The organism is Gilvimarinus xylanilyticus (assembly GCF_024195295.1).
GTDB lineage: Bacteria > Pseudomonadota > Gammaproteobacteria > Pseudomonadales > Cellvibrionaceae > Gilvimarinus > Gilvimarinus xylanilyticus.
Genome location: NZ_JAMFTH010000006.1, coordinates 185,362 through 208,158, shown reverse-complemented (window position 1 = coordinate 208,158; position 22,797 = coordinate 185,362). Strand labels below are relative to the sequence as shown.

General features: G+C 54.7%; 18 protein-coding genes. 4 read left to right on the top strand and 14 right to left on the bottom strand.

The window, feature by feature from the left end; translation table 11 throughout:
• Positions 1–30 precede the first annotated feature (30 nt).
• A complete protein-coding gene (locus tag M6D89_RS15720; protein WP_253969048.1) occupies positions 31–834 on the top strand; it encodes a glucosaminidase domain-containing protein in 804 nt (267 codons plus the stop codon).
• A gap of 42 nt (positions 835–876) precedes the next feature.
• Here M6D89_RS15720 and M6D89_RS15715 read toward each other — a convergent pair whose 3' ends face one another.
• Genes M6D89_RS15715 through M6D89_RS15690 form a run of 6 tightly spaced genes read right to left on the bottom strand, consistent with a single transcriptional unit; the run spans position 877 to position 6,720 of the window.
• Positions 877–1,428 carry a DUF924 family protein gene (locus M6D89_RS15715; RefSeq protein WP_253969047.1) on the bottom strand — a complete coding sequence of 184 codons (552 nt, stop codon included), beginning with the start codon at positions 1,426–1,428 and terminating at the stop codon, positions 877–879.
• A gap of 11 nt (positions 1,429–1,439) precedes the next feature.
• Positions 1,440–2,495 carry a polysaccharide deacetylase family protein gene (locus tag M6D89_RS15710; protein WP_253969046.1) on the bottom strand — a complete coding sequence of 352 codons (1,056 nt, stop codon included), beginning with the start codon at positions 2,493–2,495 and terminating at the stop codon, positions 1,440–1,442.
• The gene (locus tag M6D89_RS15705; RefSeq protein WP_253969045.1) at positions 2,492–3,661 is read right to left on the bottom strand and encodes a DUF4124 domain-containing protein; all 1,170 of its coding nucleotides are present in this window, start codon (positions 3,659–3,661) and stop codon (positions 2,492–2,494) included. The genes M6D89_RS15710 and M6D89_RS15705 overlap by 4 nt, the downstream gene beginning before the upstream one ends.
• Before the next feature lie 8 nt (positions 3,662–3,669).
• Positions 3,670–3,936, bottom strand: a complete 267-nt coding sequence (locus tag M6D89_RS15700; protein WP_253969044.1) for a PilZ domain-containing protein — start codon at positions 3,934–3,936, stop codon at positions 3,670–3,672.
• Between the two features lie 10 nt (positions 3,937–3,946).
• Complete coding sequence (parC, locus tag M6D89_RS15695) at positions 3,947–6,205, bottom strand: DNA topoisomerase IV subunit A (RefSeq protein WP_253969043.1); 2,259 nt, start codon at positions 6,203–6,205, stop codon at positions 3,947–3,949.
• 23 nt (positions 6,206–6,228) lie between these two features.
• Positions 6,229–6,720: an LEA/WHy family protein gene (locus M6D89_RS15690; RefSeq protein ID WP_253969042.1), complete on the bottom strand. Its 492-nt coding sequence runs from the start codon at positions 6,718–6,720 to the stop codon at positions 6,229–6,231.
• Between the two features lie 199 nt (positions 6,721–6,919).
• Between M6D89_RS15690 and M6D89_RS15685 the strand changes: the two genes are divergently transcribed.
• Entirely contained in the window at positions 6,920–7,252 is a 333-nt protein-coding gene (locus M6D89_RS15685) for a hypothetical protein (RefSeq protein ID WP_253969041.1), read from the top strand.
• 19 nt (positions 7,253–7,271) lie between these two features.
• Here M6D89_RS15685 and M6D89_RS15680 read toward each other — a convergent pair whose 3' ends face one another.
• From M6D89_RS15680 to M6D89_RS15670, 3 genes are read right to left on the bottom strand one after another with little or no spacing between them, the layout of a single operon-like run.
• The gene (locus tag M6D89_RS15680; RefSeq protein WP_253969040.1) at positions 7,272–7,634 is read right to left on the bottom strand and encodes a DUF2750 domain-containing protein; all 363 of its coding nucleotides are present in this window, start codon (positions 7,632–7,634) and stop codon (positions 7,272–7,274) included.
• A 4-nt stretch (positions 7,635–7,638) separates the two neighbouring features.
• Positions 7,639–8,352 carry a M48 family metallopeptidase gene (locus tag M6D89_RS15675; protein ID WP_253969039.1) on the bottom strand — a complete coding sequence of 238 codons (714 nt, stop codon included), beginning with the start codon at positions 8,350–8,352 and terminating at the stop codon, positions 7,639–7,641.
• Positions 8,345–8,992 carry an MBL fold metallo-hydrolase gene (locus M6D89_RS15670; RefSeq protein ID WP_336297562.1) on the bottom strand — a complete coding sequence of 216 codons (648 nt, stop codon included), beginning with the start codon at positions 8,990–8,992 and terminating at the stop codon, positions 8,345–8,347. Before M6D89_RS15670 ends, M6D89_RS15675 begins: the two co-directional genes overlap by 8 nt.
• A 111-nt stretch (positions 8,993–9,103) precedes the next feature.
• Between M6D89_RS15670 and asd the strand changes: the two genes are divergently transcribed.
• Complete coding sequence (gene asd / locus M6D89_RS15665) at positions 9,104–9,958, top strand: archaetidylserine decarboxylase (protein WP_253969038.1); 855 nt, start codon at positions 9,104–9,106, stop codon at positions 9,956–9,958.
• Between the two features lie 34 nt (positions 9,959–9,992).
• On the opposite strand, the gene M6D89_RS15660 is transcribed toward asd, so the two are convergent.
• From M6D89_RS15660 to gltB, 4 genes are all read right to left on the bottom strand, one after another.
• The gene (locus M6D89_RS15660) at positions 9,993–11,369 is read right to left on the bottom strand and encodes a cyclic di-GMP phosphodiesterase (RefSeq protein ID WP_253969037.1); all 1,377 of its coding nucleotides are present in this window, start codon (positions 11,367–11,369) and stop codon (positions 9,993–9,995) included.
• A 101-nt stretch (positions 11,370–11,470) separates the two neighbouring features.
• On the bottom strand, positions 11,471–12,535 hold the full coding sequence (gene hemE, locus M6D89_RS15655) for a uroporphyrinogen decarboxylase (protein WP_253969036.1): 1,065 nt from the start codon (positions 12,533–12,535) through the stop codon (positions 11,471–11,473).
• Positions 12,536–12,599: 64 nt separating this feature from the next.
• The gene (locus tag M6D89_RS15650; protein WP_253969035.1) at positions 12,600–14,018 is read right to left on the bottom strand and encodes an FAD-dependent oxidoreductase; all 1,419 of its coding nucleotides are present in this window, start codon (positions 14,016–14,018) and stop codon (positions 12,600–12,602) included.
• A 33-nt stretch (positions 14,019–14,051) separates the two neighbouring features.
• Positions 14,052–18,506: a glutamate synthase large subunit gene (gene gltB, locus M6D89_RS15645; protein WP_253969034.1), complete on the bottom strand. Its 4,455-nt coding sequence runs from the start codon at positions 18,504–18,506 to the stop codon at positions 14,052–14,054.
• 536 nt (positions 18,507–19,042) lie between these two features.
• Here gltB and M6D89_RS15640 point away from each other — a divergent pair.
• The gene (locus M6D89_RS15640) at positions 19,043–21,079 is read left to right on the top strand and encodes an Ig-like domain-containing protein (RefSeq protein WP_253969033.1); all 2,037 of its coding nucleotides are present in this window, start codon (positions 19,043–19,045) and stop codon (positions 21,077–21,079) included.
• Positions 21,080–21,174: 95 nt separating this feature from the next.
• Here the strand turns inward: M6D89_RS15640 and M6D89_RS15635 are convergent, their stop codons facing one another.
• A complete protein-coding gene (locus M6D89_RS15635) occupies positions 21,175–22,797 on the bottom strand; it encodes an AAA family ATPase (protein ID WP_253969032.1) in 1,623 nt (540 codons plus the stop codon).

The window sequence follows — 22,797 nt, the reverse complement described above, 5'->3', positions numbered from 1 at the left end:
TGCCACAAATAACAACAACGCGATTTTGCCATGAACCCTAATAAAAAATTTATTGCCGTCGCTTTAGCCCTGCTCATTTACGCTGTGGGCACCTTGGTGTTGACTCTAACCCTCAGCCTGCAAAGCTACCGCCCCGCGGGGCTGGGCCAGCTCAGTGGCAGTACCCGTCTGCCGGATTTGCGTAAGATCGAAAACACCGCCCAGCGCAAACAGGCGTTCGTCAATCAACTAGCCCCGCTGATTGAACAAAAAAACCAGGCGTTGATACAACTGCGCCAAGAGTTAAACCAAGCGCGTTCGCAATTAGCCAACGAACAGCCTTTAACCCATGTACAACAAAAGCGTATTGAGCGTTTAAGCCGCCGCTATAAAGTAGACGCCAAACCGCCCATTACGACTACAGACATTGACACCCTGCTGCGCCGCCTGGACGCTCTACCGCCATCGATGGTTCTGGCCCAGGCGGCCAAGGAATCCGGCTGGGGTACTTCGCGCTTCGCCCGCCAGGGAAACAACCTGTTTGGCCAATGGTGCTACACCCAAGGCTGCGGCCTGGTGCCCAAAAATCGCAACAGCGGTGCCCGTCACGAAGTGCAGAAATTCTCTGGTATTGAAGACGCCATAAACGCTTACTATCGCAACATCAACACCCACCAAACTTATCGCGATGTACGGGCGCGTCGCGCGCAGGCACGCAAGAAGAATACGGATTTATCCGGGCTGGATTTAATCAATGGTTTAAACGGCTATTCCAGCCGCGGCGCGGTTTATGTACAAGAGTTGGCGCAGCTGATTCGCTACAACGATTTCGAAAAGCTTGACGCAAGCGAATAGACAGTCCCCCGAAAGCGGGCCGCCCCAAACGGCCCGCTTGAATTAAAACGATGAGCCAGGCTGTGTCAAAAATGCCCGCTCTTCCCCCGTGCTTTTGCGTCCCAAGATTTTATTGCGGTGTGGGTAACGGCCAAAACGATCAACAATCGCTTTATGTTTGTATTCAAAGTCTAAACTCGCCTTATCCCCCAGTTGGGTAAATAAAGCCACGGCCTTTTCATGCACCTGCGGACTTTCGCTGTGCATATAGGGCATAAACAAAAACCGACGCTGCACCGGCGTTAGTGCTTCATCCCACTTTTTATCGACTGCCCACTGAGCCAACTGCAACGCCTGCCCGTCATGGGCAAATGCTTGCGCTGTATCGCGAAACATATTGCGACTCAACTGATCCAGTAAAATAACTTTTGCCAAAAGCGACTCGGGTGTTTCATTGGCAGCGGCCTGACCGGGCTCGGGCTGGGCGACAATCTGAGCGTGCAGTGCGCTAAAGCGCTGGGTAATCTCGGCGTCCAGACGGTCGCTTTTGCGAAACCAGTCTTTTTCTGAACACTCCTCAAACCAGAAAATCAGAACATCGTCTAAGCTCGCCACCTTTATGCCTCTTAGTCAGTATGCTGCCATTCGCCGTTGGCACCGGTAATAAACCAGGGCTGCGAGAACCAGTAAAATGCATCCGCGCCCGCCACAGGGGCTGTGCAGTTATAGCGCGAGCGCCCGGTGGTTAAGCCCTCGGGGCTTTGCACGATAATCACACCGTCCTTACGAGTGATCGGCATGCTCCCACCCTGCCAGTAACAGTTTACCGAGGCGGCCAGCGAGGGCGAGGCCAATTCAAACTGCAGTTTAGGCCGATCACCCGCTGCCACTACGGGATCGGGCAAAACATCTCCGGCGTCGCTTAACAGCTTGATATCGTGCACCGGCATTGCGCGGGCACTGGCCTTGCTCACAAAGCTATCCATTTCACCGTACGAGCTGCCCAACGCAAAGCGCGGCAGCGCCAACCAATTACTCTGGGTGCCCACACCACCGGAGTACTGCCCGAGACCAATGTAACCCAAAGATTTCACCAAGCTTAGTAGCGGCGCGTTAAACTCACCATAGGGGTAGGCGAGCAGCTTGTGAATTTGCCCCAGTTCCTCTTCAATCCGCTTTTGCGTGGTTTGAATTTCTCGAGTCATCCGCGCGCGCCAACCGGCATCGGTTTCACCCGGCTTTTTACGCACCATATGCGGGTGCGTGGTGGTGTGGTTGGCCACGGTGGCGCCTGCCTCCATCATCGATTTTAGCTGTTGCCAATTGGCATAGCCCGGGGAACCTACTAAATCGGCGTTCACAAAAACCGTAAAAGGAAATTGATGTTTCTTTAATTCGGGCAGGGCCGTGTTATAAACCGAGTCATAGCCATCATCAAAGGTAATGGCAACGGTTTTTTCGGCCAAATCTTCGCCAGCCTGTAAGCGTTCGATTAGCGCGGGCAACGGCAACACCCGAAAATCATTTTGGGCCAAATACTCCAAGTGCTGAGTAAATAACTCAACCCGTGTCGAGGTCGCCAGCGGCGTTGAGTCGCTAATATGGTGGTATTGCAATATCGCCGCGGCTTGAGCGCCGGCGCTGAGCACGCCAAGTACAAATAAACCTAACAGAAACTTCAATTTTCCCCCTCGCATAAACCCACAACCCACTGTTGGGGCAGACTGCTGTCGCACTGCCATTGTATTTGCGTGAAGCCAGGCTTAATAACCGGTGTCAGCGCCACATAGTGTCCGGCATCGCCAAACACCGTGCTCAGTTCGGCGTGCAAAACACCCGGCTCAGACAAATACAAATCATCAAAGGCACGCCCGCTATAAGATTCTATTTCACCGCCCAAGGCGTCAAATGTTTTAGGCAAGGTGCCGTGAAACTGATAATACTCGGCCACCCTGACCCGCCAGGGAGCAAGCGCCACCAACACCTGCGACAAGTGCTGCCGGGCGACATAAAGCGCGGGCTGATTGCTCGGAGCATTAAGACCCGAGACACCCTCGGGCAGCGCCACGGCCTCTCGCCAGTCGCTTCGCGCTTGAAGCTGCGAGGCGGCCTGGACAAACGCCTTTTGCAGCGTACTGTTCAATGTTAAGTCGCGATCGAGACGCGTGGCGGCGACGCCCTGGGTGACAAATTCTTTATCCTGTCCACCCTCGGCGCTTGCCCGCAAGGTCCAGCTCACCTCAACCCAAACGTTGAGTAAATCAAAGTTTTCAGCCTTGGCGACTTTAAGAATATCGTTACCGTTAAAGTGCGAATGCTGCGACCAGCAAGCATTTATTTTTAGATCGGTGATAGAAGCGCTGAGATGCTTTAAAGCCGCCTTATTGATCGAATCGAGAGCATAGTGCCCCGCGCGATAAACATTGTCATACTGCAGCTGATTCAAAGAGCGAAATATCAGAGTCTGCAACATTTTCTCGGTTTTTAGCACCTCGGGAAAATGTACTCTTAACTGATTGAAGTTGGCAAATGTGGGGGAGACACAGTCGCCGCCCACATATAAACCAATAAGACGTTTATTGTCATCGCTCACATCGTCAGCGTAATAAAACTGTTCCAGAACCAAGGCGTGACGCGGCTCGCTATAGCGCGAGGGCGTAGCGGTATCAAGCATAGGCGGCGGAGGCATAGCACCGATATCGATGACCTGCGCCCGAGCAGTTTCTACCCGGCGCTGATCGGAGAAGTGCAACTTGCCATTTTCATCTTTCCAGGTATATACCTGCGCCTGTGCAGAAAGGACACAACAAATAAACACCAGCCATACCTGGCCAAACTTAAATGCCATACGTGGCCTCAAGAGTCCACAAAACGTAGCCCTACGCCTTCCGTCTCTGCCCGAACCACTTCCATTTTTAGCACCGGCGCATCATCCATTAAACCCTGCACTTGCCCGGTAACAATAGAACCTATTGGTGGCGCCTGATCGGGGTCCAACACCACAAACACCCCCCCGTCGGAAATATCGCGGGTCTTAACCAGCATTTCACCCAGCTGATCGTGCCAGAGTTTAATCTGACAGGTAATGGGGGTTCGCAAGTGGACTCGCTTTTCGCTGCTCAAGGTTCACTCCCTATTTTTTATCCACGGCCAAATTGTCGACCTTTTGAAATCCGCGGGGCAGTTTATTACCTCGCCGCCCGCGCTCGCCCAAATAGTGCTCGAGATCGGAAGGCTTTAAGGTTAAATGTCGCTTGCCCGAGTAAACAGTCAGGGATTGCCCCTGCGCCAGGGTGACAACAGCGATAGCATACTCTTCGCGCGCCTGTACCCGAGCGGCCGGAATATTAATGATTTTGTTGCCCTTACCCCGCGCGAGTTTAGGCAATTCAGCCACCGGAAATACTAGCAAACGCCCCTCGTTGGTGACCGCCACTACCGAATCGGTTTCGGCGTCGGTGACACTCGCGGGTGGCAGAACCTGTGCGCCCTTGGGCAAGGTCAGCGCACTTTTCCCGGCTTTGTTTTTACTGTACAAGTCGCCCAGAGTGGTAATAAACCCATAGCCCGCGTCACTGGCAAGCAATACGGGCTCTTGATCCTGCCCCATTAACAAGCCTTCAAAGGTGGCGCCATTGGGTGGATTGAGACGACCGCTCACAGGCTCGCCCTGCCCCCGCGCCGAGGGCAATGTGTGCGCCGCCAGAGCGTAACTGCGGCCGGTGGAGTCGAGCAAAATAACCGACTGATTGGATTTACCCGGCACAGCCAATTTAAAAGCATCGCCCGCTTTGTAGTTAAGTGCGGTGGGGTCCAGATCGTGACCTTTGGCGGCGCGTATCCAACCTTTTTCCGACAGCACCACAGTCACCGGATCGACACTGATGAGCTCCGCCTCGCTAAAGGCTTGTGCTTCGCTGCGCTCGACGATCGGTGAGCGACGGTCGTCGCCGTAGTCCTCGGCCACTTGTTTTAACTCTTTGCGCACCAGGGTTTTCAAACGAGCGGCCGAGCCCAGGGTTTTATTCAGGTTGTCGCGCTCTTTTTCCAGTCGCTCGCGCTCTTCGTTAATCTTCATTTCTTCCAGGCGCGCCAACTGACGCAGCTTGGTCTCGAGAATATACTCGGCCTGCATCTCTACCAGGTTAAAACGCTCCATCAAAATGGGCTTGGGGTGATCTTCTTCGCGGATAATACGAATCACCTCATCCACATTGAGGTACACCACCATCAATGCCGCCAAGCGCAGCAAGCGCTCTTCCACTTTTTCCAGGCGATGCTGCAAACGACGACGGGTGGTAACCGTGCGGAAGCTGAGCCACTCGCTGAGAATTTCATTTAAACTTTTTACCGCTGGACGACCATCGATACCGATCATATTCATATTGATACGGTAAGATTTTTCCAGATCGGTGGTGGCGAATAAATGCTGCATTAGCTGCTCGGCATCCACGCGGTTCGAGCGCGGGGTGATAACCAAGCGAGTGGGATTTTCATGGTCGGACTCATCGCGCAAGTCCGCCACCATAGGCAGTTTTTTATTTTGCATCTGCGCGGCGATTTGCTCGAGGATTTTATTGCCGCTGACCTGATGAGGTAGAGCGCTTACCACCAAGTCACCGGTTTCTTTTTCCCGAGACCAAAGGGCGCGCATTTTTAAGCTGCCGCGACCGGTTTTATAAAGCTGCACTATGTCTTTACGAGGGGTGATAATTTCTGCCTCGGTGGGCATATCCGGGCCCTGGACAAACTCACACAGCTCGTCGACATCGGCTTTGGGATTATCCAGTAAGTGGATACAGGCGCTGACCACTTCGCGCAGATTGTGGGGCGGGATATCGGTGGCCATACCCACGGCAATACCCGTGGTGCCGTTAAGCAGTACATTGGGAACCCGGGCGGGGAACACCTCGGGCTCGTCCATGGTGCCATCAAAGTTGGGCTGCCAGTCTACGGTGCCCTGGCCCAGCTCTTCTAACAACACTTCGGCGTAGCGCGCCAGCTTGGATTCGGTATAACGCATGGCGGCAAAGGATTTGGGATCGTCGGGCGAGCCCCAGTTGCCCTGCCCGTCTACCAAGGGGTAGCGGTAGGAAAACGGCTGCGCCATGATCACCATGGCCTCGTAGGCAGCCGAATCGCCGTGCGGGTGGAACTTACCAATCACATCGCCCACGGTGCGGGCAGATTTTTTGTATTTGGCGGTGGACTTTAAGCCCAGCTCGCTCATGGCGTAGACGATGCGCCGCTGCACCGGTTTTAACCCGTCCCCAATGTGCGGTAGAGCACGATCGAGGATCACGTACATGGAATAATCGAGGTAGGCTTTCTCGGCGTACTCTTTTAAAGAGATAAATTCTTCGGCCTCGGAAAAGGTCGTCTGTTCTGACATGTTTTATCCTGTTATCTGCCGCGTCAGGAGCCCTTACTCAATGAATCAAAGGTTACCTGACCCGACTCTTTTAAATGAATCGCGGGGCGCAGCCGGCCCGTACTCAGTTTCGCATTAAATTCGTATTCTATCGGTTTGCCCTGGTGGCGCTCGGCGAGCGCGCGAACAAGCTTAAGCATTTGTAACATGTCCGCCGACAAGGTCAGCTCGAGCGGCGTTTCACTAAACGCTTTAAAGGCTGGAAGGTCGCCTTTAACACCCGACAGAAGGTTGTAGCCATCGAGGGCTATGCTATAAGACATCCCCGTGACAGACAAATCCACATCATTGGGGTTACTCACAATAACATTAACCCCCAATCTCGGCGCCAGCTCGCCCTCGCTGGCAGGCAGTAACCGCAATCCTGCCACTTTGACCTGGGGCTGGGTAAACCCCGGCATCATAGTCGCACAAGCTGTTAGCAGTGACAGAGCGACAAACAAACACCCTAAGGCCGCAGCGGGGATGGTTCTCATATCAGACTCCTATTCAGAATCCTATGGATTACGCCTTGAGAATACCCGAGCCGAGATCACGACCCAAGCAAAAAACGGTGCCAATAGGTAAACTCTGTCACACACCCCAAGCGGTTTTGTGATGCACCTCACATATAGCCAAGCGCCACTGTGCTCTAATCTGCAAAAATATCAAATTAATTTGCCGGCAGAGAGATGTATGCCTGACCAGCCAGTATTTCCGCAGGAGTTTTTAGGCAGCAGGGAAATAAGCTTTACGAACCGACAGGAGTCGATCTACCCCAATCTAATGCGCTTCAGCCTTGATTTTAAATTCAAGGTACTGCAGCTGTTGTTAGCCCCTCAGGACGACGGTGCCCCGCGCAAGGTCGTGGTTATGGCCCGCGGTGAAAACCTTGACGCCTCGGAGGCGGTTATTACGCCAGCTTTTTCCCAGCTGGAACTGCTGGAGCGCTACGTCGCCGACAACCAGGTGGATATTCTGCACGAGTATTTATTCGGCGTGGATGAACTCGCCGCGCGGCGCGGTTAAGCATCAAGCCGCGCTGTGCTTAACGCAGCTCGGCTTCAAATTCGGCCAGCAAATCCAGCGGCTCCCATTCCTCGCCCTGGAGCTCGTGGTTCCAGTTCACGCCCACTAACAATACGTCGTCGTGCATGCCGGGCAGCCAGTCCTCCAGCAGCTCGGCCACTGCAATGGCCACCGGCTGGTAGTCGGACCACTCTTCCACGCAGTGGTGCATAGCCAGCTCACGCGCCGACCACAGGGGCATCACATCCGTTTCATCGTATTTTTCCGAATCGCATAGCGCCCAGCCGTCCGGGCCCTCAAGCCCCCAGACACAGCCAGTATTCAGGCCCTCGATTACAAACCGATCTAAATTGGCTTCCCAATCACTGCTGTCAGGTTCCATGTTATTACCTCTCGTTGCCGGGCAGTATCAGAGTATGACCCTGCTCTTTTAGCCACTGCCGGTGGGGCTTATGCCCCGGAAACAAACGTTCTACATGCCGCCAGAAAGCCGGACTATGGTTGTGATGCACCAGGTGGCTGACCTCGTGGGCTACAAGATAATCCACCACCGGCTCGGGGGCCAGCAGAATTTGCCAGTTGTACTGAATGTCGCCGCGATTTGTGCAATGCCCCCACTTCGATCGGGTTGCACGCACGGTTACTTTGCCCATTTTTAAACCGTGTTGACGGCATAACTCTTGGGTTTTCCGGCTTAACAAAACCCCGGCCTGGCGCCGATACCAGCTTTTAAGGGTGTTATAGATTTGCATTTCCGGGCTCTGACGACTGCGCGGGCCCAGGCTCACTCGCAGCTCGCCGTCCTTTAGGTCGCAATCGGCCCGAGGACCACGAACCACCGTTAGCGGGTAGGTTTGCCCCAGGTACGGAAAACGCTCACCCTCGCGGTAACTGTATTGCGGGCGCTCGCGCATTCGATCTTGCTGCTGGCGCAGCTTGGTATCAATCCAACGGGCCTTGCGAGCCACTAAACGGTGCAATTGGGCGGCGGGAAAGCCACTGGGGGCTCTCACCACCACTCGACCTTCCCGCACCTCTATGCCAATGGTGCGACGGCGCCGCGAGTAGCGAATATCCAAATTGGGTAGATTCTCAGCCAAAGTTCTTATCCGCCACAAAGGGGTTAGTCGCGCGCTCGGCGGCAAAGGTCGACATAGGGCCGTGACCGGGTACAAAGGCGATGTCATCGCCCAGCGGCCAGAGTTTGCTGACAATAGAGTTCACCAGGGCGGCTTGATCGCCGCGGGGAAAATCCGATCGTCCCACCGAGCCTTTAAACAACACATCGCCGACAAAGGCAATTCGGGTGACGGTATCCACCAGCACCACATGCCCAGGCGTATGCCCTGGGCAGTGCAGCACTTTTAGCTCGCACTCTCCCAGGGTGATTCGGTCACCGTCTTCCAGCCACTGGTCGGGTTTGACTGGATCGGTGGGAGCAAAGCCCATCATCTGCGCCTGTTGATCCAGAGCGTCTAACCAAAACTGATCCTCGCGATGGGGACCGATGATGGGCACATCGTAAATCTTTGCCAGAGCCGTGGCGGCTCCCACATGATCCATATGGCCGTGAGTGAGCAGGATTTTCTCAATCTGCTTACCCGAGTTGGCTACAGCCCGCTGCAACCTATCCGCATCACCGCCGGGGTCGACCAATGCGGCGCGATCGGTCGCCTGGCACCAAATTAAGCTGCAATTTTGTTGGAAGTGGGTAACGGGATTAATTTGCCAGCCCAGCACAACAGTAGACCTCCGACGCATAAAAGCCGGTATTTTATCAGCGCGCAGGGCGGCGAGTCTGCAAACTCTGGTAGCATAGCGCCTATCAATTCGCGGAGTACTCACCAGACCATGAAAGACAAGTTGTTTATTGCCTCACAACACCTTATTCCTCAGCACGGCATCTCGCGCCTGGCGGGCAAGCTTGCCAGCTGCACCAAGCCTGCGGTTAAGAATCGGTTTATCAGCTGGTTTGCCAAGCGCTACGGAGTGGATATGAGTGAAGCGGAACGCCCTGAGTTAAGTGATTACGCGAATTTTAACGACTTTTTTACCCGCGCTCTTAAGCCCGGCGCTCGCCCTATCGACAGCGCTGCAGACTCCATTGTGTGCCCTGCTGACGGCGCCATCAGCCAACTGGGCCGCATTAACGAAGGGCGGATTTTTCAGGCTAAAGGGCAAATGTACTCGGCCCTGGAATTGCTGGGCGGCGACGAAGCCCTGGCTCGGCAGTTCGACGACGGCAGTTTCGCCACTGTGTATTTGTCGCCCAAGGACTACCACCGGGTGCACATGCCCCTGGGCGGCCAGCTGCGGCAGATGACGGTGGTGCCCGGCGAGTTGTTTTCCGTAAACGAAGTGACGGCGCGCCATGTACCGCGCTTATTTGCGCGCAATGAGCGGGTAGTCTGCGTGTTTGACACTCAGGCCGGGCCCATGGCGGTCGTGTTGGTAGGCGCCGTGATTGTCGCCGGTATTGAGACCGTCTGGGGCGGCCAACAAGCGCCTATCGGGCGTCATGTGACCACCAGCCACTACGGCTCGGCACTCGCCGAAGTTAACCTGGATAAAGGCGCGGAGATGGGTCGCTTTAAACTGGGCTCCACTGCCATCGTGTTGTTTGGCAAAGATCGGGTGGAATGGTCGCCCAGCTTTGGAGCGACAACCCCGACGCGAATGGGCGAAGCGATGGGGCGAATGCTTTAACCGACGGGGAATTATCGACTAAAGTTGCGCTCGATTAGGTGCGCAACCGGTCAAGGATGCTTAACAAGCCTTTGCGCTCGCTGTTAAAAAGATAATCATCGCGTACCTGATTGATATCCACATCGTAGCGACCCGGTTCCAAGTCCCGCACGATCTCAACTTTTTGCGCCTCTTCCAGGCTCTGCTTACCGGCGTCGATCAAAGCTTGTTTGCGCTTGTCGTCCTCAGCCAAATCCAGCAAATAGGGTTTATCCAGCTTTTCTTTGAGGGTGTCCATCACCACCATTACCCGGGGCTTAAGGCGGCGGGCAAAATTTTGCTCCACCACCACGCCTACCTCACCGGTGCTTAACTCTACCAGCGTGCCCGTGGGGTATAAGCCAATGGCGCGAATAAACTCCACCACCAGATCTTCCTGAAAGAGGGTGTTGCGAAGCTCGTACAAGCGCGCCACTGCGCGGGAAGGGGCAATAGGCACCTTGGCAGTGCGGGGGGTAACCACAGTATCGTAAAAGGTAACAATACCGGCAATCTTACCCAGCAGAGGGATTTTGTCCCCCACAAGGTGCTGGGGGAAGCCGCTGCCGTTTAGCCGTTCACAGTGGGTGCGGACCACGCTGATAACCCGGGGCTCGACTCCCCCGCCCTCGCGCAGAATTTGCACGCCTAAATCGACAAAGCTCTCGTACTCCTCGTGCTCTTGCTCACTAAACTCGGATTTACTGATCAGCTCGGCGGGCAACTTGGTTTTACCGACATCTTTGAGCAACACCCCCATTGCCAGAATATCCAAGTCGCGCTTGGCCAATCCCAGATGGCGGCCAAACAAAATAGCCCAAACCGCCGCCCGCAAGGCGTGACTGTAGGTATATTCATCGGCCTCTTGTACCCGCGAAAGCCAGGTAAAGGCGTCGGGGTTGCGCACCACGCTATCGACCATATCGCTGGCCAGCTTACGAGTTTCAGCTACCGGTAAATCGTGAAAGTGCTCCGTATCCAACTGCTGCAGCACCTGCCCTACGGCGGCATAGACTTTTTGGTGGAGCTGACGGGCCTTTTTGACTTCTTTGCCCAGGGGTTTTACTTCGGTGTATTGGTCGCGACGAACAGTAATGGGTTTAACCGGAACCGAAACGGGGATATCTTCGGCGCGCCTCGGTGAGGACGACTTGCCACCACCGCCGCCCGTGAAGCTTGCCGATTTTAAATTACTAGAGACGGGGGCACGACCTTTCACCACGTCGATATAGACATGATTACAGAGGCTTTTCAGCTGTCTGATTTCGTCAATTTCGCGAATGTAGAAACCTTGAAGAGGAAACGGCGTTTGCGTCCAGGGCCTGTCCAGACCCGAGACGAACATCCCGATGGTCAACTCATTTACATTCAGTTTGACTTGTTTAATGCCCACGTATTATCTCCGTGAATGAGCGTGTCACCCACCAATCCTCGTTAGGTACGCTTACTTAGAGTGAGGCAAGCAGTTTAAACAATAACCATATGGGTGCCAACTTAGGTATGATAAGCACCCGATAACTGGTGCACCGCGCGGATAAACGCACCGGCATGCTCGGGGTCTACCTCGGGGGTAATACCATGGCCCAGGTTAAACACATGCCCGGGGCCCGAACCGTATGAGTCGAGTATACGCGCTACCTCTTCGCGGATGCGCTCGGGGCTGGCGTACAAAATGGTCGGGTCCATATTGCCCTGCAACGCGACCCTATCACCCACCCGGCGACGTGCTTCGGCCATGTCCGTGGTCCAATCCAGCCCCAAAGCATCCGCGCCGGTATCGGCCAAAGCTTCCAGCCATTGGCCGCCACCTTTAGTAAACAAAATGACCGGCACCCGACGACCTTCGCGCTCACGAATCAGCCCGGCGACGATTTTTTTCATATAGCGCAGTGAGAACTCAGCATAGGCGTCGTGGGCCAGCGCACCGCCCCAAGTATCAAAAATTTGCACCGCCTGAGCACCGGCTTCTATCTGGCCGTTGAGATAGGCAATCACCGAGTCGGCCAAGGTATCCAGTAAACGGTGCATCACCTCGGGGGTGTTATAAAGCATTTGCTTGGCGCGGCGAAAATCCCGGCTGGAGCCACCTTCAATCATATAAGTCGCCAGAGTCCAGGGACTGCCAGAAAAACCGATTAGCGGCACGCGACCATTCAGCTCGCGGCGTATCAGTGACACGGCATCCAGCACATAGGGTAAATCCTGACGCGGGTTAATAACTTTCAAGGCGTCTACATCCGCTTCGGTGCGCACCGTTTTCTTAAATTTGGGTCCTTCTCCTGGCTCGAAATACAAGCCTAAGCCCATAGCATCGGGAATAGTCAGAATATCCGAGAATAAAATGGCCGCATCCAAAGGGTAGCGTTCCAGCGGCTGCAGTGTCACTTCGCACGCCGCCTCGGGGTTGCCACACAACCCCATAAAGTTGCCCGCTTTTTCGCGGCTGGCACGGTATTCAGGTAAATAGCGTCCGGCCTGACGCATCATCCACACGGGGGTTACATCCACGCTCTGGCGCATCAGCGCGCGCAAGAAACGGTCGTTTTTCAATTCAGTCATAGCTCTGTCTTATTTAAACGTCGGGGGCGGCATAAAAAAGCCGGTCAATTGACCGGCTTTGTCATCACACTTCCAGGTAGTCCAGTATGCCTTCGGCGGCTTCCCGGCCTTCCCAGATGGCGGTCACCACCAAGTCAGAGCCGCGCACCATATCCCCACCGGCAAAGACCTTGGGGTTGGTGGTCTGGAATTTGTACTCTTGCTCTTCCGGCGCGACTACACCGCCCCAATTGTTGATATCAACTTTGTGATCGGCCAGCCATTCGGGCGGGCTGGGACGGAAACCAAAGGCGATCAAAACCACATCGGCGGGCAAGATTTCTTCACTGCCGGGAATCGGCTCGGGACGACGGCGGCCATTTTCGTCGGGCTCACCCAACTGGGTGGTAACCACTTTGACGCCTTCAACCTTGTCTTCACCCACAATCGCAACCGGCTGACGGTTAAACAGAAACTCGACACCCTCTTCGCGAGCGTTCGCCACTTCGCGTTTAGAGCCGGGCATATTGGCTTCGTCGCGGCGATAAGCACAGGCCACCGACTCGGCGCCCTGACGGATAGAGGTGCGGTTACAGTCCATAGCCGTGTCGCCACCACCGAGTACCACCACGCGTTTACCCTCAACGCTGATAAAATCGGCCGGGTCTTTTTCAAAGCCCAGGTTGCGATTAACGTTAGACACCAAGAAGGGCAGCGCATCGTGAACGCCCGGTAAATCTTCGCCCGGGAAGCCGCCTTTCATGTAGTTGTAGGTACCCATGCCCATAAACACGGCATCGTATTCGGACATAAGCTCGTCAATGCTGATGTCTTTGCCGACTTCCGTGTTCAGGCGGAATTCCATACCCATTTCGGTAAAAATTTCACGGCGCCGAGTCAGTACGGTTTTTTCCAGTTTAAACTCTGGAATACCAAAGGTCAGCAGGCCGCCAATTTCGGGGTAGCGGTCAAACACCACAGGTTTAACCCCGTTGCGCACCAGCACATCGGCACACCCCAGCCCTGCAGGGCCCGCACCAATAACCGCGACTTTTTTGTCAGTCCACTGTACTTTGGACATATCCGGGCGCCAGCCCATGGCAAAGGCGGTATCGGTAATGTACTTCTCAGCGTTACCAATGGTGACCGCACCAAAACCGTCGTTCAAAGTACAAGCGCCTTCGCACAGACGATCCTGTGGGCACACGCGACCGCAGACTTCAGGCAGGGTGTTGGTTTGGTGACTGAGCTCGGCGGCTTCAAAAATATTGCCCTCAGAGATCAACTTTAACCAGTTGGGAATAAAGTTGTGTACCGGGCACTTCCACTCACAGTAGGGGTTACCACACTCCAGACAGCGGTGCGCCTGGCCGGCCACTTCATCTTTACTGTAGGGCTCGTAAATTTCCACAAACTGGTGTTTGCGGGTTTCAATATCCTTTTTCTGCGGATCTTGACGACCCACATCGATAAACTGGAAGTTGTTGTGTAAACGCTCGGCCATAATCAATGCCTCTAAACTGTTCAACCCAAGGGGTTATTCGCCGCGGTTTTTCATACTTTCAAGCAAGCTTTTCATGCTCGCCGCCTTGGGTTTGACTAACCAAAATTTACCGACGTAATCATCGAAGTTAGCCAATAAGTGTTTACCCCAGGCGCTTTCAGTCTCGCGGGTAAACTCTTCGATCACGCTGCGCAGATGATTGCGATGCGCCTCCAGGCTTTCGGTATCCACGCGGTGAATTTCCACTAGCTCGTGGTTGTAGCGATCCACAAAACCGTTGTTTTCGTCCAGCACATAGGCAAAACCACCGGTCATGCCCGCACCGAAGTTTACCCCGGTATCACCCAGCACAGTTACCACACCGCCCGTCATGTATTCACAACAGTGATCGCCTGCGCCTTCTACCACGACATGAGCACCGGAGTTACGCACCCCGCAGCGCTCGCCCGCGGTACCAGCGGCAAATAATTTACCGCCGGTAGCGCCGTACAGGCAGGTGTTACCCATAATGCTGGTTTTGTTGGAGTCGAACTCAGAACCCTGGGGCGGACGAATAACAATCTTACCGCCGGCCATGCCTTTGCCCACATAGTCGTTGGCGTCGCCTTCCAGGTACATCTCCAAACCGCCCGCATTCCAAACCCCAAAGCTCTGTCCGGCAATACCGGTCAGGTTCAGTTTAAGGGGTTTGTCGGCCATACCCTGGTTGCCGTAGCGCTTGGCAATTTCACCGCTAATGCGCGCCCCAATAGAGCGATCGCAGTTAGTCAGGTGGAAGCTGAATTCGCCGCCGGATTTGGCTTCAATGGTGGGCAATACTTCGCGCACCATGGCCTCGGCCAGCTCACCCTTATCGAAAGGCACATTGCGCTCTACTGCACACAACTGCGGCTTGGTTGCCAGGAACGAATCGGTATGCACCACGGGCGCCAGATCCAATTGTTTCTGCTTGTCGGTCTTGCCTTCGGTCAGCTCCAGCAAATCCACGCGCCCTACCAGCTCGGCCAGGCTGCGCACACCCAGGTCGGCCATCAACAGGCGGGCCTCTTCGGCGACAAAGCGGAAAAAGTTTTTCGCCATTTCCACGGTGCCGATGTAGTGATCGCGGCGCAGCTTATCATTCTGAGTCGCAACACCGGTGGCGCAGTTATTCAAGTGGCAAATACGCAGGTATTTGCAACCCAGGGCCACCATCGGTGCGGTACCAAAGCCAAAGCTTTCGGCGCCCAGCATGGCCGCTTTGATCACGTCCAGGCCGGTCTTTAAACCGCCGTCGGTTTGTACCCGCACTTTATCGCGCAGGTCGTTGGCGCGCAGGGTTTGATGGGTCTCGGAAAGGCCGAGTTCCCAGGGCGAACCCGCGTAGCGAATCGAGGTAAGCGGGCTGGCCGCGGTGCCGCCATCGTACCCGGAGATAGTAATCAGATCCGCATAGGCTTTTGCCACACCGGCGGCGATCGTACCAACGCCTGGGCGCGATACCAGCTTCACCGAAACCAGCGCACTGGGGTTAACCTGTTTTAAATCGTAGATCAGCTGAGCCAAATCTTCGATGGAGTAAATATCGTGGTGCGGCGGCGGCGAAATCAAGGTCACGCCGGGAACCGAATAGCGCAACCGGGCGATCAGTTCATTCACTTTACCGCCGGGCAGCTGGCCACCCTCACCGGGCTTGGCGCCCTGGGCCACTTTAATTTGCAGTACTTCGGCATTGACCAAATAGTGCGGAGTCACACCAAAGCGACCGGATGCGATCTGCTTAATTTTAGAGACCTTGGGCGAGTTAAAACGCACAGGGTCTTCGCCGCCCTCACCACTGTTAGAGCGACCACCCAGAGTGTTCATCGCCTCGGCCAGGGCTTCGTGAGCCTCGGGCGACAGCGCCCCCAGGGACATACCCGCCGAGTCAAAGCGCTTAATAATTTCCTCGACTGGCTCTACCTCATCAACCGAGATAGGCTCGCCGACACCGCCGCGCACTTTAATCAAGTCGCGCAGTGTCGCCACCGGACGAGTATTCACCAAATCCGAGTACTTCTGCCAGATTTTCCAGTCGCCACTTTGCACCGCCTGCTGCAGAGTTTGCACCACATCCGGGTTAAAGGCGTGGTATTCCTGGCCGTGGACATATTTCAACAAGCCGCCCTGAATAATGGGCTTGCGATCCAACCAGGCGGTTTTGGCCAGCGATTTTTGATCCGCTTCCAGATCTTCAAAACGCGCGCCTTTGATGCGCGAAGTGGTACCGGTAAAGCAGATATCCACCACGTCATCGGCCAAACCGACCGCTTCAAACAGTTGCGCACCTCGGTAGGAGGTGATGGTAGAAATCCCCATTTTCGAGAGGATTTTCAACAGCCCTTTATCCAAGCCCTTGCGGTAATTTTTGTACGCCTGATCCACATCAATCAGCAGCTCGCCTTTGTTGATCAGGTCGTTCATCACATAGTAACTAAGGTACGGATAAACCGCCGTCGCACCGTAACCGATCAAGGTGGCCACCTGATGCGAGTCGCGCGCGGTGCCTGTCTCGACCACAATATTGGCGTCGCAGCGCAGGCCTTTCTGGGTCAGATAATGGTGCACAGAACCGGTAGCGAGCAATGCGTGGATAGGCAGCTGACCTTTTTGCAGCCCCATATCGCTCAGCACCACCTGCACGGTACCGCCGCGTACCGCCTCGGCGACACGCTCACGCAAATCCAGCACCGCTTGCTTTAAGTCGGTTTTCTGCGGGTCATAGGCCAGCGAGAAGGTCTCGGCCTTGTAGTCGGCACGCCCCAGATTGGTCAGAGCGCGAAACTTGGCAGGCGACAGTACGGGTGAGCTGAGGATCACGCGGTTAGCGTGGGCTTCGGTTTCTTCGTACACCGAAAGCTCGCGGCCCACGCAAGTCTCCAGTGACATCACAATCGCTTCGCGCAGAGGATCGATGGGCGGGTTGGTAACCTGGGCAAATTGCTGACGGAAATAATCGTAGAGCGAGCGCTGCTTGCTCGACAAAACGGCCATGGGGGTATCATCACCCATGGAGCCCACCGCCTCCTGACCGCCTTCAGCCAGCGGACGCAATACCTGGTCACGCTCCTCAAAGGTCACCTGATACTGCTTCATGTAGGCTTTCATGTCCGACTCGGACAAACCGTTCTCGGCCACATCTGTCTCGAGGGTAGACTCAATGCGTACGGCGTTGTCTTTCAGCCACTGCTTATAAGGCTTGCCCTGCTTTAACTGGGCATCGATATCTTCAGTGTGGAATAGCTCGCCGGTTTCGGTGTCTACGGACAAGATCTGACCGGGGCCCAAGCGGCCCTTGGCGACAACGTCCTCGGGCTTGTAGCCGTATACGCCCACCTCTGAAGCCACGGTAATCAGATCGTCTTTGGTGATAACCCAGCGCGAGGGGCGCAGACCGTTGCGATCCAGAGTACATACCGCGTAGCGGCCGTCGGTAATCACCAAGCCCGCCGGGCCATCCCAGGGCTCAACGTGCATGGAGTTGTATTCGTAAAAAGCGCGCAGATCGGAGTCCATATGCTCGACGTTTTGCCATGCCGGCGGAACCAACATACGCACAGCGCGGTGCAGTTCCATGCCACCAATCAAAAGCACTTCCAGCATATTATCTAGGCTGGATGAGTCCGACCCCGTACGATTGACTAAAGGCGCCACTTCGGCGATATCCGGCAGCAGCGGAGTAGAGAACTTATCGGTACGGGCCACAGACCAGTTGCGGTTACCCATAACAGTGTTAATTTCGCCATTGTGGGCCAACATCCGGAAAGGCTGAGCCAGCGGCCACTGGGGCGTGGTGTTGGTAGAGAAGCGCTGATGGAATACGCAAATAGCGGTTTCCAGACGCTCATCGGCCAGATCGGCAAAAAACTTGGGAAGGTCCACCGGCATCATCAACCCTTTATAAGAGAGGATGCTGGTGCTTAAGCTGGCGATGTAAAAGGAAGGATCATCTTTTAACACCAGCTCGGCGCGGCGACGGGCCATCAGCAGCTTGGCACTGAATACTTCATTGCTAATATCGTCGTCGGCGTTGACAAATACATGGCTAAACAGTGGCAGCGATTCCAACGCAATGGGCCCCAAGCAGCTGGAGTCCACGGGCAGCTCGCGCCAGCCGGCGGGTTTCAAACCCTCACCGCGCAGGCAATCTTCTAGCACCTGACGCGCGTGGTCGGCTTTTTCCACATTGCGGCTCAGCATCACAGCGCCGACACCGTAGGACTCACCCAAAGGCTTACAGCCGGCTTCTGCCGCTACGGTACGCAGGAAGCTATCTGGCTTTTGCAACAGCAGACCACAGCCGTCGCCGGTTTTGCCATCGGCGGCAATACCGCCCCGGTGCGTCATACACGTCAGGGATTCAATGGCTGTCTCGAGCAGACGGTGGCTGGTCTTACCCTTTAAATGGGCAATCAGACCGAAGCCGCAATTGTCTTTAAACTCGTCCAAACTGTACAGACCAGTGGTCATAGGCTGTCTCTCAATTTATTACCTGATTTACTCTCGCACAGCGCGCTGTATTCAGCGACGCAATACGCCAGACAAAAAAGCCCCTAGACGAGAGGGGCTATGCAAATGGGCGCAGAATATTACCCGCTGACGCCCATTTAGGCAAGCAAAAGCGAGCCCAGGGGCCTTAAACGCAGCGGGTTATGGATGTTGTATGACATGTATAAATAGAAGCATCTAGACTATGGCTGTTCGCCCAAAAATGCAACAAACACGACCCATAGAGCCCCACAAAGCTAAGAAACTACAATCAAAACCCACAACAAAGGCCTGAAATTAAAAGAATTTGTAAAAATGTGCCACTATTCCGCTTTTTCCGCCCGCAAGGCCTTTATCCTGCTTGAAAAGTGCGCTAATTTAGGCACAGGAGCAGTGTAACAGGCGCCTGAGCGCGCCTGTTACACGACACTTACCGACCAACAAGGCCAGAATGGGGGAGCACTCGCTCGCGGCCGTTCGGTAAACAACAACAATTCCGATAAATCAGGACCATAGATATGCGGATAACTACACTCGGGTCTCAAGCTTCAAAACTTGCGGGGGTTATTGCCCTGTGCGCTGGCCTGGCGGCCTGTGGCGGCGGCAGCAGCGGCACCGCACTGGACGACATCAACGGAAACGGAAATGGCGGCGGCGATAATGGCGGTGGCGACACCGGCAATGAGATCGCCCAAATCGGTTCAGGTAGCGGCGACAGCTTTGAGCCTGGAGTAATTGGCACCGAAATAGGTGACAACGCACTATCCGCAGGCGGCAACACGGTCTTAACTGTCAATGTGGTCGACGGCGGGCAACTCATAACGGACAGCACTCAAATTACATTCAACTCTCCATGTATCGCAGCAGGTGAAGCCTTGCTGGCTCCGATTGGAAGCGCTACTGGAGGTAATGAGAACGAAGACAGTGCGTCAAATGTAATCTCGACCAGCAATGGGCAAGCAAGCGTTCGTTACACCGCCAATGGCTGTATTGGCGAAGACCAGGTCAAAGCTTCTACCACCTATGGTGGCAGCGTCATCAGCGCCAATACCACAATTACAGTTGAGTCCGACACCGTCACCAGCATCTCTTACGTTGACGCCAACCCTAATTATATTACCCTGAAAGGCACTGGCTCGGCAGAAGCCTCAGAAGTTCGCTTTCAGGTTCGCGGCAGTACTGGCGCCCCCGTAAAAGGGGTTGAGGTGAACTTTACCCTAAGCACTACCGCAGGCGGCTTGGAGCTAGTAAACGATACAGCCACCTCTGGCGCCAATGGCTACGTAACCACAACCGTTCAGTCTGGCACCACCCCCACAAGCGTTCGCATAACCGCCATCACTGACGGAGGTATTGCGTCGCAGTCGAGCGAGCTGGTTGTATCGACCGGCCTGCCAGACCAGAACAGCATGACTATTGCCGCGAGTGATCTAACCCCTAACGCTTGGCACTATGTCAATGTGACCTCGCAGATCACGGTAAACGCCGCCGATGCTTTCAACAACCCTGTGCCAGACGGCACCCCTATCTATTTTACTGCCCATGGCGGTGCGATAGAGTCTGCGTGCTTAACCCAATCCTCTTCTAGCGATGAAGAAAACGAAGGTGGCATTAACGGGTCCTGTAGCGTTACTTGGCAATCACAAGAGCCTAAACCGGAAGCCGATATGGGGTTTACTCCTTACAGAGAAGACCCTAGCGATCACAGCGAGATGCCAAAACTTATATGCGATAATGGAAGCCCTGTCACAGCGTTCCACTGCCGCGACGGGCGCGTACGCATACTTGCGACCACCATTGGTAACGAATCATTTATTGATGTAAATAACAACGGGCTATATGACCCTAATAAAGACGTCTTTTATACCGCGAGCAGCCCCGGTGGCGACTCGAACAGAAGGGCTATCAATTGCCTGGCCGCCGAACCGGTTTCCGGATCTGCCTCACACGTAACTTCCGAGACAGGCTCTACAGCCTATGGCTGTGACGATTTAGGCTCACCTTATATCGATCGCAACTTTGACGGCAAATACAATAGCGCCAGAGAAGAGATCGCCACCACTACAGCTGGAGATGACAATGAATACATCCCCGGAGATGGCATCTATAACGGCGCACTGTGCCGCGAAGCTGATGCCGCAGCGGGGCTATGCAGCCGCGATACCGTTCTGACCCGGGCTGAGCTGACGCTTATTATGAGTTGCGACCGCAACCCAATTATCTGGGGCATCCCCAACGCTCTTGAGCTAGACCCTGGCAGCAGCACAAGCATTCGTTTTCTACTGGCAGACTGCAACGGCAATGGTCTCCCAGGCGGCACTGAGGTAAGCGTCAATACAGACGCCAGCATAGGCGTAGAAGCCGTAGTCAATCCCGAGGGCGAGCTGGCCAAGTCCACTGAGCCGGGCGGCGGCTTTCTATTGATTAGCGCTGATGCTTCAGAGGCAGCCGATGGTATTGTAATTGTAGAAGTCACCATGCCAGACGGAACTAAATACTCGCGCACTGTGGATGTCCATTCGGAAATACCCGAACCCGAAGATGACGATTCTTGATCCACATTAAATAATTTCACTTCAGATATAAAAATCCCCGCCGGAGCGGGGATTTTTATATTCATACTTTAATAGCCTATCGAAAGAGCCATCTACTAGCGTATGGCGGCGTGAATGGCCTCCACCGACCGAATCCACGGGCTTGCCTTCTGCTGCCGATCCGGCAATCCCGAAATCGCCGACTTCGCATCGGCACGACTGGCGTAACGTCCCGCCAAAACCACAAACCAGGGTTTTCCATCGCGCTCCGTAGTGTAGAGCACTAACTGCGATTTATTCGCCTGAACATCGATATAATTACGCGCCGAAGCCTCACTACTAACCCCCAGCACCTGAAGAGTGTAATCGCTCTCGGGCCAAGACAATATTTCCAACTCATCAAACTCATAACTTGCGCTCGCGGGTCTAACCTGGCCACCTGCTTCAGCTTCGCCCCCCGCCCCCAATCCACTGTCTTCAACGGTGGCTACCGGTTGTGACAGGCTTTGAAGCTCGTCAGCAGCGCGAACCGAAGACAACTGAGTCGAACTGTTACTACCTTCTTCTGTAGTGGCATCTTTTGCCGTACGCGTTAAACTTTTTTCCGCATTCTGATCGATGTGTCGAACAGCGTCAGCCGAGAAAGAGTCCCCGGTTTCCACCTCTCGCGACAAAGGCTCACCAGTCTGCGTTGATACAAAATCTTCACCTCCCCCTTCTGCACTTTGAGGAAGAGTGTTCCGGGCACCTGAAGTCTTCGGCCCAACTGAACCTGCAGGCTCCGATTGCTTCACACCAGGTCCAACAACTTCCTTACGCTGCGGCGGGATCTGCAAACTCACCCCGCCTTCTACCGGCTTATCAACACCGGTATTTGCACCTTCTTCCTCAGTATCACCACTGTAAAGGTACACCATTCCCAAACCGGCAATCAGCGCTGCCACAGCGACCACATGGACCACCGGTAAGCGTGGAGCTGACTTTTCACTCGGCGAAGCCGGCTCCTGAGCACTCAATGCTTCTTCCAGCAGCCACATTTTTGCCTGGCCAAAAAGGCGGTTAAAGTTACCCTCAGCCTCTTCCCACCACGGCTCGACTAAAGACTCATCAAATAGCGGATCGGCGCCGGTGTAGCCCGCTTGCTCAACGCGTAACTGGAGTAAACCGGCGGCCTCGGGTAGCTCAATAAACGGGATATAAAAATCCTGAACGGCAATATCAGGCATCCCGTAGCCATCCAACCTGGAGGAAATGTCCCTGGCGGAGAGCAAGACAATCCGGATTGGCGGGAGCTCGCGCGACGACTGCAATAAACTCATCAAAGGCGCAAGACTCTCATCCCCCAAAAGATCGGCATCGTCTATCAGTAGGTATAACTGCCCTTCGGTCATCGCCGAGCGAATTTGCACCAACAGTTCTCCAGCGCGCGCCCCTGCATCCACGGGCAAATCAAGGAAATCGGCAATCACACCCAAAAGCTGGTTTTCGCTATTAAGCTTGGCAGCTCTTAAACTCAGAGTATCGCCGGAGTTTTCCAGGCGAGCCGCCAATTCAGTCGCGAGCGAGGTTTTCCCCGTTCCGCTCGGCCCAACGACCACAGCGACAGGAGCAACAAACTCAACAGTATGCAACACCTCGAGCGACAGAGCCTCTAGACCGGACCATAAGTCCGGCGCAGGGCCCGAACCAAAAGGGTCTTTATGCAAACCTAGCGCATCAAAGTAATTGGGATCATTCAT

What these genes read in the sequence shown, in the direction of transcription:
- gltB (WP_253969034.1), bottom strand. Translation starts at nt 18,506, where the DNA reads ATGACCACTGGTCTGTACAGTTTGGACGAGTTTAAAGACAATTGCGGC.
- M6D89_RS15705 (WP_253969045.1), bottom strand. Translation starts at nt 3,661, where the DNA reads ATGGCATTTAAGTTTGGCCAGGTATGGCTGGTGTTTATTTGTTGTGTC.
- asd (WP_253969038.1), top strand. Translation starts at nt 9,104, where the DNA reads ATGAAAGACAAGTTGTTTATTGCCTCACAACACCTTATTCCTCAGCAC.
- M6D89_RS15680 (WP_253969040.1), bottom strand. Translation starts at nt 7,634, where the DNA reads ATGGAACCTGACAGCAGTGATTGGGAAGCCAATTTAGATCGGTTTGTA.
- M6D89_RS15640 (WP_253969033.1), top strand. Translation starts at nt 19,043, where the DNA reads ATGCGGATAACTACACTCGGGTCTCAAGCTTCAAAACTTGCGGGGGTT.
- M6D89_RS15720 (WP_253969048.1), top strand. Translation starts at nt 31, where the DNA reads ATGAACCCTAATAAAAAATTTATTGCCGTCGCTTTAGCCCTGCTCATT.
- M6D89_RS15635 (WP_253969032.1), bottom strand. Translation starts at nt 22,797, where the DNA reads ATGAATGATCCCAATTACTTTGATGCGCTAGGTTTGCATAAAGACCCT.
- hemE (WP_253969036.1), bottom strand. Translation starts at nt 12,535, where the DNA reads ATGACTGAATTGAAAAACGACCGTTTCTTGCGCGCGCTGATGCGCCAG.
- parC (WP_253969043.1), bottom strand. Translation starts at nt 6,205, where the DNA reads ATGTCAGAACAGACGACCTTTTCCGAGGCCGAAGAATTTATCTCTTTA.
- M6D89_RS15690 (WP_253969042.1), bottom strand. Translation starts at nt 6,720, where the DNA reads ATGAGAACCATCCCCGCTGCGGCCTTAGGGTGTTTGTTTGTCGCTCTG.
- M6D89_RS15685 (WP_253969041.1), top strand. Translation starts at nt 6,920, where the DNA reads ATGCCTGACCAGCCAGTATTTCCGCAGGAGTTTTTAGGCAGCAGGGAA.
- M6D89_RS15650 (WP_253969035.1), bottom strand. Translation starts at nt 14,018, where the DNA reads ATGGCCGAGCGTTTACACAACAACTTCCAGTTTATCGATGTGGGTCGT.